The 11,526-nt window shown below is 63.1% G+C and carries 9 protein-coding genes; 2 read left to right on the forward strand and 7 right to left on the reverse strand.

Going from position 1 to position 11,526, the window contains the following annotated elements; all coding sequences use genetic code 11:
* Nucleotides 1-10 precede the first annotated feature (10 nt).
* The 7 genes from HMPREF3157_RS08720 to HMPREF3157_RS08750 form a co-directional block, all read right to left on the reverse strand.
* Nucleotides 11-220, reverse strand: a complete 210-nt coding sequence (locus HMPREF3157_RS08720) for a hypothetical protein (protein ID WP_070436123.1) — start codon at nt 218-220, stop codon at nt 11-13.
* Nucleotides 221-308: 88 nt separating this feature from the next.
* Nucleotides 309-1,589, reverse strand: a complete 1,281-nt coding sequence (locus tag HMPREF3157_RS08725) for a glutamate-5-semialdehyde dehydrogenase (protein ID WP_070436276.1) — start codon at nt 1,587-1,589, stop codon at nt 309-311.
* A gap of 37 nt (nt 1,590-1,626) precedes the next feature.
* Nucleotides 1,627-2,799, reverse strand: a complete 1,173-nt coding sequence (gene proB, locus HMPREF3157_RS08730) for a glutamate 5-kinase (RefSeq protein WP_070436124.1) — start codon at nt 2,797-2,799, stop codon at nt 1,627-1,629.
* Nucleotides 2,799-4,337, reverse strand: coding sequence for a GTPase ObgE (obgE, locus tag HMPREF3157_RS08735; protein ID WP_070436125.1), 1,539 nt, complete (start codon nt 4,335-4,337; stop codon nt 2,799-2,801). Before obgE ends, proB begins: the two co-directional genes overlap by 1 nt.
* Nucleotides 4,338-4,485: 148 nt before the next feature.
* Nucleotides 4,486-4,740: a 50S ribosomal protein L27 gene (rpmA, locus tag HMPREF3157_RS08740; RefSeq protein WP_034373440.1), complete on the reverse strand. Its 255-nt coding sequence runs from the start codon at nt 4,738-4,740 to the stop codon at nt 4,486-4,488.
* A 33-nt stretch (nt 4,741-4,773) separates the two neighbouring features.
* Complete coding sequence (gene rplU, locus HMPREF3157_RS08745) at nt 4,774-5,082, reverse strand: 50S ribosomal protein L21 (RefSeq protein ID WP_016664727.1); 309 nt, start codon at nt 5,080-5,082, stop codon at nt 4,774-4,776.
* Between the two features lie 241 nt (nt 5,083-5,323).
* Nucleotides 5,324-8,290 carry an Rne/Rng family ribonuclease gene (locus HMPREF3157_RS08750; protein ID WP_070436126.1) on the reverse strand — a complete coding sequence of 989 codons (2,967 nt, stop codon included), beginning with the start codon at nt 8,288-8,290 and terminating at the stop codon, nt 5,324-5,326.
* 513 nt (nt 8,291-8,803) lie between these two features.
* Here HMPREF3157_RS08750 and HMPREF3157_RS08755 point away from each other — a divergent pair.
* Together HMPREF3157_RS08755 and cydB are read left to right on the forward strand one after the other, a co-directional pair.
* A complete protein-coding gene (locus HMPREF3157_RS08755; protein WP_070436127.1) occupies nt 8,804-10,378 on the forward strand; it encodes a cytochrome ubiquinol oxidase subunit I in 1,575 nt (524 codons plus the stop codon).
* A 19-nt stretch (nt 10,379-10,397) separates the two neighbouring features.
* The gene (cydB, locus tag HMPREF3157_RS08760; protein ID WP_070436128.1) at nt 10,398-11,486 is read left to right on the forward strand and encodes a cytochrome d ubiquinol oxidase subunit II; all 1,089 of its coding nucleotides are present in this window, start codon (nt 10,398-10,400) and stop codon (nt 11,484-11,486) included.
* The last annotated feature ends 40 nt before the right edge of the window (nt 11,487-11,526 follow it).

An 11,526-nucleotide genomic window follows, 5' to 3' on the forward strand; every position in this document is an offset into this window, starting at 1 on the left:
GTGGAAGGTCTCAGCGGGAGGTGCCGCGGCGGTGCTCGTGCTCAACCTCGGCGACAGTCTTCGCGCTCGAGGACGGTTCCTGGTGGAGACCGCTGAAGAGCGACGTGATCACAAGCAAAAGCATGAGGATCACAAACGCCGCGACGCCGAACACGGCGGGGTGCGGCCCGTGAGAATGTGCGGCGGCCTCTTCGGCGAGGATCAGAAAATCAGCGTGCATGCCAGACCTTTCGCAATCGTTCATCCCATCGAGGGGCTATGCCATTGTTCCACACATTGCCCCGCGCGCGAGGGTTACGCCGCGAAGCTCACCCCCTCACGTGGCCTTCGCCTCGCACAATCCACGTGGTGCTCGTGAGCTCACGCAGGGCCATGGGCCCGCGCGCGTGCAACTTTTGCGTGGAGATTCCGATCTCCGCGCCGAAACCAAACTCGCCACCGTCGCTAAAGCGCGTCGACGCATTGACCATGATGACAGCGGAGTCGAGTCCCGCGATAAAGGCCCGTTCACTCTCAATCGAGGCAGTGAGGATTGATTCGGTATGCCCGCTCGTGTGAAGACGGATGTGCTCCACCGCTTCGTGCACATCGGCAACGACCTTGATAGCGAGGTCCAGCGAAAGGTACTCGGTGAAGAAGTCCTCCTCTCGAGCTTCCACGACGCGCGCGGGCCCGCCGTGGAGCATCGCATAGGAGCGAGCATCCGCGTGCAGCACCACGTTTTTCGGGGCGAGCGCCTCGGCTAGACGCGGCAGGAAATCCTGGGCGATGCGTTCGTGGACGAGGAGGTTTTCGAGCGCATTGCACACCCCCACGCGCTGAGTTTTCGCATTGACCACGATGGCGATCGCGCGGTCCAGATCCGCGCTTTCATCGACAAAAATGTGCGTGTTTCCCGTTCCGGTCTCGATCGTCGGCACAAGGCTCTCCTCGACGACACGGGAGATGAGGCCCGCCCCGCCGCGAGGAATGAGGACATCGACGAGACCTCGAGCGCGCATGAGGGCACTGACGCCCTCACGCCCGAGGGCATCGAGGGAGGCCACGAGTTCCGCGGGAAACCCTTCGTTCGTGAGCGCGGTCCTGATCGACTCCACCAGGGCGCGATTCGTGGACGATGCGGCGCTTCCTCCCCGAAGGATGACGGCATTGCCCGACTTGAGTGCGAGGGCTGCCGCGTCAACGGTGACGTTGGGCCTGGCCTCATAGATCATGCCGATCACCCCGAGCGGAACGCGAACTTCGGTGAGCGAAAGCCCGTTCTCGAGCACCCCGCCACGCACAACCTCGCCGACCGGATCGGCAAGGGCGGTGGTCGCGCGCACCTGGGCGGCAATCGCCTTCACGCGAGACGGGTTCAACGCGAGGCGATCTCTCAGGCCCCGATCGATTCCGCTCTCATCCGCGCGGGCAAGATCCTCGGCATTCGCCTCGAGGATTCGCGCGCAATCCGCGTCAAGCTTCGCGGCTATCGCACGCAGAAGGGAATCCTTTCGCGCGCGATTCTCGCGTGCAATCGTGCGTTGGGCGCGCTTGGCGCGCGCAGCAATGTCATGGACCCTCTCGGTCACCGTGGACTGCTCATTCATGAGCACCACTTATAGCGCATTTCTCCCACCAAAGCGTCTATTTCAGCAGCACGAGATCGTCCCTGTGCACAACCGTGTGCACCCCGATCTCGCTTTCGCGCGCGGCAATCTCTTCCGATGTGAGCCCCATGATGCGCGAGATAGCGTCGGAAGAAAAATACGTGAGCCCGCGTGCCCGTACCCGCCCCGAGCCGTCAGCGATGTCCACGGGAGATCCGGCCGCGAAGGTGCCCTCCACGCGCGTGATCCCCACGGGAAGAAGCGAACGCCTCTGCTCGACAACCGCGTGCACTGCCCCTTCGTCGAGCACAAGGGTGCCCTCCCCGCGACTCGCATACGTGAGCCACATGAGTCGAGAACGCCTGCGGCCCGTGGTGCGCGCCGGAAAGAACGTGCCGAAATCTTCACCTGCGAGAACGGCATCGAATCTCGCGGGGAGAGTGAGAACGCACGCGGTTCCCGTAATGGTGGCGTCATGCGCGGCGGAAAGCTTCGTCACCATCCCACCGGTTCCGACGGTTGACCCGCGTGAGCCGATTTCGACCCCTTCGAGTTTCGCCGCATCCTTCACGCAGGCGATTCTCTCGGCCCCTGGTTCCTTAGGCGGGCGTGTGAAAAGGCCATCGACATCGGTGAGAAGAACGAGGAGGTCGGCTCCCGTCACTTGCGCGACGAGGCTCGCGAGGCGGTCGTTGTCGCCGAAGTGGATCTCGCGAGTGGCGACCGTGTCGTTCTCATTGACGATGGGGACCGCCCCTGCGGCGAGCAGTGCGTTGAGCGATGCCCGCACGTTCCTATATTTCTCGGGGTGAACCATGTCGTCCTCGGTGAGCAACACCTGCCCCACGAGCACGTTGCTCATGCCGAAGGCCTGCGACCATTCACGAATGAGCATGCCTTGCCCGACCGAAGCGAGCGCCTGGCTATCGGTGATCGACTCGGGTCGCGCGTTAAACCCCATCGGGCGAAGCGCCGCGGCGATCGCGCCCGAGCTGACAATGACGACCTCGCGCCCCTCGTGAACGAGGCGCGACACGCTCGAGGCCAGTGCCCAAATCGCGTTGCGGTTGAGGTCACCGCTTGGAAGCGTGAGCGAACTCGAACCGATTTTCACCACGATGCGCTGTGCGCGCGTGAGAGAGGCTCGCGTATCGAGCCGTGCGGGGTCGTGAACACCGTGCCCGATACGTACCTTGTCGATTCGCGTCATTAGTCGTCTTTCGAAGGATCGGACCAGTGCCCTGCTTGACGTTCCGCCTCCATTGCACTGATGCGGTCCATGCGTTCCTTTACACGCACGCGGCGCACCTCGCGCTTTTCCTGACGCGTCGGGCGGGTACGCTCCTCGAGCCGCATGTCTGTACCGCGCTGGCCGAGGAATTCCGCACCTGTGACCATGGTCGGCTCCCAATCAAACACCACCGCGTCATCTCCTGGGCCGATCACGACCGTGTCTCCGGCTTTCGCGCCCTTCTTGAAGAGTTCGTCCTCGATACCGAGGCGATTGAGACGGTCGGCGAGGTACCCCACAGCCTCGTCATTTGCGAAGGCCGTCTGACGCACCCATCGCTCGGGTTTGTCACCGCGGATGCGGTACACGCGCTGCCCCTCGAACTCCTCCGGGGTGATCGTAAACCCACCCGAATCCTGGTCCTCGGGGGTAATCGCGATCGTGGGGCGCTCGTCGCGCTCGGGGTCGGGATTTTCGAGGCGCTGGCGCTCCACGAGGGCTCCGAGGGTCAGCGCAAGCTCGCGAAGACCCGCGCGGGTCAGGGCGGACACTTCGAGAACGGGAACACCACCCTCCTTGAGCTCTTCGCGCACCATATCGGCCATGTCTGAGCCGTCCGGCATATCAACTTTGTTGAGCACGATGACCGTCGGGCGCTCCATGAGGGGCGGGAGGCCAAGCCGACTCGACTCAGAATCGAGCCGTTCAGCGTACGTACGCAGCTCGTTTTCGATGAGCTCGAGATCGTGGACCGGATTGCGCTCCGCTTCCATCGTCGCGGCGTCGAGCACGTGGACGATCACGTGACAACGCTCGATATGCCGAAGAAAGTCGAGGCCGAGCCCCTTGCCTTCGGACGCGCCGGGGATGAGCCCGGGAACGTCAGCCATCGTGAAGCGGAACTGCTCTTGCTCAACCACCCCGAGATTCGGGGTGAGAGTCGTGAACGGGTAATCCGCAATCTTCGGGCGCGCCGCACTCATCGCGGCAATGAGCGAACTTTTACCCGCGCTCGGGAAGCCCACGAGGGCGACGTCGGCGATGGACTTCATCTCGAGAACGAGGGAACGTTCCTCACCTGGTTCGCCTAGGAGAGCAAAGCCGGGCGCCTTGCGCTTCGAACTCGCGAGGGCTGCGTTTCCGAGGCCGCCTTTACCGCCACGCGCCGCAACGAACCGCGTACCTTCGCCGACGAGGTCCGCGAGGAAGTTTCCTTCCTTGTCGCGCACGACGGTACCTTCGGGGACCTGGAGCACGAGATCCGCGCCTTTCGTCCCCTCGCGGAAGTCTCCCTTCCCAAATCCGCCCGACTCGGCGCGACGGTGAGGGAGGTGGTGAAAGTCCATGAGCGTCGTGACATTGCGCGAGACCTCGAGGATGACGTTGCCGCCGTCGCCTCCGTTGGCGCCGTCGGGCCCCGCGAGAGGCTTGAACTTTTCACGCTTGATCGAGGCGCAGCCATTGCCACCATCACCGCCGGTGATGTGGAGAACAGCGCGGTCAATGAAGGTTGCCATGGTGGCCTTTCGACGCGAGCGGATGCGCGAAGAGCGCTCTTGGCACCAGCCTAAGCTGATCCGCTCTGGAGTGCAGGGAGGTTAAACGTGAGGCGGGGAAGGGCCCCGCTGGGCACTTCCCCGCCTCACCTGTGAAAGTGGGCCAGCCTCAGGCCGAGGCCACCACGTTCACCACGTTACGGTCGCGCTTACGCGCGAACTCGACGACGCCCTCGGTGAGAGCGAAAAGCGTGTCGTCGCCGCCACGGCCAACGCCCTGGCCCGGGTGGAAGCGGGTGCCGCGCTGGCGAACGATGATCTCGCCCGCGCCAACTTCCTGGCCCGCGAAGCGCTTCACGCCGAGGCGCTGAGCGTTCGAGTCGCGGCCGTTCTTCGAGGAGCTAACGCCCTTCTTTGATGCCATGAGTCAGTACCTTCTCTCGATATTTGAGATCGCTCAGGCGATCTTCGTGACCTTGAGCCGAGTCAGTTCCTGACGGTGGCCCTGGCGCTTCGTGTAGCCGGTCTTGTTCTTAAACTTGAGGATGCGAACCTTGGAACCGCGGAAGTCTTCGATCTTCTCAGCGGTCACGGTGACCTTCTCGAGGTCTTCCTTCGCGGAGGTCACCTTGTCACCGTCAACCAGGAGGACGGGAGCGAACTCTACGGTGTCGCCCGCCTCGCCGGCCACGCGGTTGATCACGATGGTGTCACCAACCGACACCTTCTCCTGACGACCGCCTGCGCGGACGATTGCGTACACCACGTCACTGCTCTTTTCTCGTTGCTGACAATTATGCTGGGTGTTTTCCCTCAAACCGCGCGGGCCACCAGTTGAGGCTTTACGGTCACTGCCGAAAGCGCGACCGCGAGAACCGCTGCGGGAGGGAAAAGTCTACGGCACGAAATGCACCGACGTATAGCTTACGAAATGCATTCCCCAGAATCAACCGTTGCAGGCATCGCGACCTGCGAAAACGCTCGACAATCCTGTGGAACTCATCACGTCACTCGCCCTGCGAGTCCCCGCTGTGACCCACGGCAGTGTCCTCGGTCTCAGTGGAGGCGCCCACGGGGGCCTCGGCAGTCGTGGGCCGCTCCGCTGATTCAACGGGTTCGCCAACCTCAGCCGGCGCGATGACCTGACCGTCGACAGTCACCTCGGGGGCCGAATGGCCGGTGCTCGCCGCGGCAATCGAGGCAATCGTTGCGCGCGCGAGGGCACGCGAAGCCTCGTTGTCTTCAAGCCTGTGAACGTCCGAAGCATTCTTTGAATCGACGAGATCCTGCACGGCGTCTTTCGCCGAGGCGGCTTTCTCCTCGGCGGACTGCCCCTTTGACTCTCGCTTCGCCGACTTATTCGAATCGCCGTCTGAGTTGCGCGACTTCTTGGAGCGCCTGCGCGACTTCTTGGGCTCATCGTCGAAGGCGGGCGGCTCGTGATGATGCTGGCCGTCGAGATCGATTTGAATGCCACGCCCATTGCAGGCTTCACACATGGTCGAGAACGTTTCAACGAGGCCCGCGCCCACGCGCTTGCGGGTCATCTGCACGAGCCCAAGGCTCGTGACTTCCGCGACCTGATGCTTGGTGCGGTCACGCGAGAGGCACTCGATCATGCGGCGCAGCACAAGATCGCGATTGGCTTCGAGGACCATATCGATGAAGTCCACCACGATAATGCCGCCGATGTCGCGAAGGCGAAGTTGGCGAACGATCTCCTCGGCCGCCTCGAGGTTGTTACGGGTCACGGTTTCTTCGAGCGAACCGCCAGTTCCCGTGAACTTGCCCGTGTTGACGTCAACGACGGTCATGGCCTCGGTGCGATCGATGACGAGCGAACCACCGGAGGGCAGGTAGACCTTGCGATCCATCGCCTTCATGAGCTGCTCGTCCACGCGATATTTGGCGAAGGAATCCTTCTCCCCCACGTGTTTCGTGACTCGCTCGAGAAGATCGGGGGCGACCTCGCTGATGTATTCGTGCAGCTCCCTGTAGACGCTTTCGCCTTCGACGATGAGCGACGTGAAATCTTCATTGAAGATGTCACGCACGACCTTGATCGCGAGATCCGGTTCGGTTGAGAGCGCGGTCGGGGCATTCTTGCCCTTGGCGCTCGCTTTTTCGATCTTCTCCCACTGCTTCTGGAGTCGCTCGACGTCACGCTTGAGTTCGTCTTCGCTCGCGCCTTCAGCCGCGGTGCGCACGATAACGCCCGCTTCCGCCGGAACGATCGACTTGAGGATCTTCTTGAGGCGCGCACGCTCCTTGTCGGGAAGCTTGCGGCTAATGCCGGTCATCGATCCACCCGGAACGTAAACGAGGTATCGTCCAGGCAGAGAGATCTGGCTCGTCAGGCGCGCGCCCTTGTGGCCGATTGGATCCTTTGTCACCTGGACGAGCACGGGATCGCCCGCCTTGAGAGCGGATTCGATGCGGCGCGGCTGCCCCTCGAGGCCAGCGGCATCCCAATTGACCTCGCCGGCGTAGAGCACGGCGTTGCGGCCGCGACCGATATCAACGAAGGCGGCTTCCATCGACGGGAGAACGTTTTGGACCTTACCGAGGTAGACGTTGCCCACCATCGACGTGTGCGATTTCTGCGCCACGTAGTGCTCGACGAGGATGTTGTCTTCGAGCACCACGATCTGGGTACGGCCCGGTCGTTCGCGCACGATCATCGTGCGCTTGACGGACTCGCGGCGAGCGAGGAACTCCGACTCGGTAATCGAGTGGCGCCTACGGCCGGATTCGCGGCCCTCGCGACGGCGCTGCTTCTTCGCTTCCAGGCGAGTCGAGCCTTTGACAGCCTTGACTTCGTCCCGCGCCTCGCGAACCCTGACGACGGTGTTCGGCGGATCGTCGGGGTGGGGCTCATCAGAGCCGCCTGAGCTGCCCGTGCGGCGGCGGCGACGGCGGCGACGGCTCGACGTGCCGCCCTCGTCATCGCTGTCATCCGCATCGGTCGACGAGTCGCGATCGGTGGCGTCCTTGGGCTCCTCTTCGCCATTCTCGTCCTGGGGCGAGTCGTCCTCACTCTTGCTTCCGCGACCGCGACGGCCGCGTCCGCCACGGCGGCGACGTCGGCGCGAGCTTCGCTGCGTGCCTTCACCGTCGGATTCTTCGGACTTTTCGGTGTCGCTTGCGCCCGTCTCCGCATCATCTTCGCTCGCGGATTCCGAATCGGAGCCCTTTTTCTTCGCGCTGCGTTCAGTGCGGGCAGCCTCGCGCGACTCGCGCTCGGCACGCTCGATAGCTGCACGACGTGCGGCTTCGAGATCGGGAGCGCCAAAAGTAATGTCAACGGAGGCTTCGGCGAACGGATCGCTGGCCTCTTCGCTATCGTCGATATCGCTCGCGGTCACGCGCTGTTCCGAGGTCGGGGTGGGGGCCTGGAAGAGAAGCGAGGCAAAGCCGTGCATGTCGGGGGTCGACGGCTCTTCGGCTACCTCGACGCTCTGACGAGAGTCGGCGAGGGCCTTGAGATCACTCGAAATGTCGTGAGCCCCGGAGGAGCCTTCTTCGCGGTCGTCAGTTTCTCGCGAGTCAGTGCCAGGTGCGGATTCGGATGCCTCGCTCGACGCACTCTCTTCATGGTCCGTACGCCCCTCATCGAAGGCTGCGGGCTCACTCTCGTTTTCCGCGACTGAGCTTTGGGCGGCCGGCTCAGGCGAATCAGAACGTGCGGCATCGCTCGCGGGAATACTTGTTGCCGACCTCCCTGCCTTCTCTGCCTCTTTCTTGGCAGCCCGCTCGGCGAGCCGACGCTCACGAAGATTGAGGGGCTTGGCGTCGCTCACGACGGCACTGCCTTGAGCGGCAACGCTCGTGTGCGCACTCGAGGAAGGAGCCGTGTGCTCCGGAGCGACAGAAGGCGCCCCTGCGGGCGCTCCTGCGGCGCGTCGGACACGACGGCGCGGGCGCGAGGCGCCCTGACTACTCGACGATTCGTTATAGGAATCCACTTCAGCCATGTGGCTGCTCCGTTCTAGGGCGGCCCAGCGCATCCTGGAGCCGCCATATGTCATCGCCCGTGGGCGGAAGCCGAATTAACCCTCCCCCTTCGCGCTGCTCTTCACGAGCGCTGCGACACCCGAAGCCTTGCGTCACGGCCAAAGCGTGGCCGGAGCGACAACCGGATAGCGGGGGATCCTTTACGCCGGATGCGTCGGCGCAAACATCACTCCAAGTATCGCACACGATGACACGAATCGCTCGCAGGTAGGCAGCCGTCGGACGCCTCTCGAACGGCGGCGCGGCGCAGCAATAGCCCCGCAACCAGCGGCGCACCAGCCGCGGCAGCGTACTTTTCGCGAGGCGCCCATTGCATAAAACAATGGGGGCGACACGCAAAAACCGCAGGCCAGAAACGCCTTAGGGGCGTAGAATGGCAATCAGCAAAGCCGGGCCCAAGGTCCCGACCATGCACCCTCGAGGTTTCTAACCTGAGGGTGAACCACCCTGTCCCTCTCTAGAAAAGGACGCCCATGGACGCGCTCGATCTCGCGCGGTGGCAGTTCGGTATCACGACCGTCTACCACTTCATTTTCGTGCCGCTCACGATCGGTCTTTCGCTGCTCGTCGCGATCATGCAAACGATCGCTGTACGCGCAAAAGACCCCGTGAAGGCCGATTCGTGGACGCGCATCACGAAATTCTTTGGCTCAATGCTCATCGTGAACTTCGGCATCGGTATCGCGACCGGTATCGTCCAGGAGTTCCAGTTTGGCCTGAACTGGTCTGAGTACTCCCGCTTCATGGGCGACATCTTCGGAGCGCCGCTCGCGCTCGAAGGCCTCGCCGCCTTCTTCATGGAGTCAACCTTCCTCGGCCTGTGGATCTTCGGCTGGAACCGCCTCCCGAAGGGCCTGCACCTCCTCACGATCTGGATGGTGGCAATTGGCACAACTCTTTCGGCGTACTTCATCATTGCCGCGAACTCGTTCATGCAGCACCCCGTCGCTGCAGTGTTCAACCCTGAAACCGGCCGTGCGGAGCTCGACCCCTCGCAGGGCGGCATTTTCGCGCTCCTGACGAACGTCACGACTCTCGCGGCCTTCCCTCACGTGATTGCTGGCGCATGGCTCGTGGCCGGCTGCTTTGTCACCGGCATTGCCGCATGGCACATGGTGAAAAACCACAAGCGCGCCGAGGACCAGACCCTCTCGGGCGAGGAACAGGCCGCTGCCGGCCATCTCGCGAAGAACGTCTGGCGTCCGGCAACCCGCTTCGGAGTCCTCGTCATGGTGCTGTCCGCCGTCGGTCTCCTGGCATCGGGCGACTTCCAGGGCAAGCTCATGTTCGAGCAGCAGCCCATGAAGATGGCCTCGGCGGAGGCCCTGTGCCACACCGAAACGGGCGCGAGCTTCTCGATCCTCTCGGTCGCGGGTCCCCGCGCGTTCTCTCAGGACTGCACCGACATCTCGCACATCATCGAAATCCCGTACGTGACCTCGATCCTCGCGACGAATGACCCAAACGCAACGCTCAAGGGCGTGACTGAGCTCAACGCTGAATACAAAGAAAAGTTCGGTGCCACGGCCGTCGATGCGAGCGGCAAGACCGTCGACGTCGACTACCGCCCGAACCTCTTCGTCACCTACTGGTCCTTCCGTCTCATGATCGGCTTCGCGATCTTCTCGGGCATCCTTGCCGTCTGGGCTTTCTGGGTCACGCGTGGCAAGGGCGAGAAGGCACGCACCTCGGGCTCGACCTGGTTTGCGCGCTTTGCCCTGTTTGCGATCCCCATGCCGTTCATCGCCAACGCCTTCGGCTGGATCTTCACCGAGATGGGCCGCCAGCCGTGGATCGTCGCACCGTCCCCCACCGGCGACCCGCTCGTACGGCTGCTCACGATGCAGGGCGTCTCCGGCCACGAAGGCTGGCAGGTAATCGTTTCGCTCGTGGTCTTCACGCTTCTGTACGGCGTGCTTGCGGTCGTGTGGTACTACCTCATGCGCAACCAGGCCCGCAAGGACATCAAGGCTCCGCGCTCGCTCTCCGCGAAGGCGAGTGCAGCTCCCGCTGAGATCGATACCCCGACCATCAGCTTCGGCTACTGAGAGAAAGGAGTAGACAATCATGGAAGCAACGTTCCTACAGACCCTGTGGTTCATTCTCGTCGCAGTGCTGTTCCTCGGCTACTTCATTCTCGAGGGCTTCGACTTCGGCGTGGGCATGAACGTCTTCGCGCTCGGCAAGGGCGAGGAGAAGCGGAAGAATCAGATCATCACGACTATTGGTCCCGTGTGGGACGCCAACGAGGTGTGGATCCTCGTGGGTGGTGGCGCGCTGTTTGCCGCGTTCCCGGAGTGGTACGCGACGATGTTCTCGGGCTTCTACCTCGCGCTCATCATCATTCTCGTGGCCCTCATCGTTCGCGTCTGCGCGTTCAAGTACCGCAATAAGGTTGAGAGCGCGTCGTGGAAGTTCGCGTGGGACATCTGCCACTTCATCGGTGGCCTCGTGCCCGCGCTCATTTGGGGCGTGGCCGTGGGCAACATCGTGCGTGGCGTCAACATGGAGGCGAATGCCGGCGGCAAGAGCGTCGTCACTGATTCGCTCTTTGATCTCCTGAACCCGTTCGCGCTTCTCGCAGGTGTGGTGTTCGTGCTCCTCTTCTGGCTGCACGGCACGCTGTTCCTCGCGCTTCGCACCACGGGCGAGGTTCGACACGACGCGAACAAGCTCGCGGGCGTCATCGCCATCCCGACCATCGTCGCAGCGGCAGCGTGGGTCCTGTGGGCCCAGCTCGCCTACTCGAACAACGCCTGGACGTGGATCCCGCTCGTCATCGCAGCGCTCGCCCTTATCGGTGCGTTTGTGCTGAACCGCGCAGGGCGCGAGGGCCTCGCGTTCGCTTCGACGTCGGTCGCTATCGGCTTCGCCACTATCATGGCCTTCGGCGCGATCTTCCCGAACGTGCTCCCCGCCGCCAATGATCCGGCTCTCTCGCTGACCGTCATGAACGCCTCGAGCACCGAGTACACTCTTCGGGTCATGACGATCGCGACCGTCATTTTGCTCCCGATCGTTCTCGCCTACCAGGCTTGGGCCTACTGGGTCTTCCGCGCTCGCGTTACGGGCGAGGGCTTCCCGTCCGCCCACGCGGCGAACCTCGCGCGAAAGGCGAAAGAGGGCTACCGCGAAGCCTTCGACACGGAAAGCTAAAGCACCTTTGGCAAAGCGACAGCCTCCACTTGATCCGAGA

The organism is Dermabacter sp. HMSC06F07, from assembly GCF_001807345.1.
Taxonomy (GTDB): Bacteria; Actinomycetota; Actinomycetes; order Actinomycetales; family Dermabacteraceae; genus Dermabacter; species Dermabacter hominis.

Excerpts from the sequence above, each read along its gene's own strand:
- HMPREF3157_RS08720 (WP_070436123.1), bottom strand. The coding sequence starts at position 220 with ATGCACGCTGATTTTCTGATCCTCGCCGAAGAGGCCGCCGCACATTCT.
- HMPREF3157_RS08725 (WP_070436276.1), bottom strand. The coding sequence starts at position 1,589 with ATGAATGAGCAGTCCACGGTGACCGAGAGGGTCCATGACATTGCTGCG.
- proB (WP_070436124.1), bottom strand. The coding sequence starts at position 2,799 with ATGACGCGAATCGACAAGGTACGTATCGGGCACGGTGTTCACGACCCC.
- obgE (WP_070436125.1), bottom strand. The coding sequence starts at position 4,337 with ATGGCAACCTTCATTGACCGCGCTGTTCTCCACATCACCGGCGGTGAT.
- rpmA (WP_034373440.1), bottom strand. The coding sequence starts at position 4,740 with ATGGCATCAAAGAAGGGCGTTAGCTCCTCGAAGAACGGCCGCGACTCG.
- HMPREF3157_RS08750 (WP_070436126.1), bottom strand. The coding sequence starts at position 8,290 with ATGGCTGAAGTGGATTCCTATAACGAATCGTCGAGTAGTCAGGGCGCC.
- HMPREF3157_RS08755 (WP_070436127.1), top strand. The coding sequence starts at position 8,804 with ATGGACGCGCTCGATCTCGCGCGGTGGCAGTTCGGTATCACGACCGTC.
- cydB (WP_070436128.1), top strand. The coding sequence starts at position 10,398 with ATGGAAGCAACGTTCCTACAGACCCTGTGGTTCATTCTCGTCGCAGTG.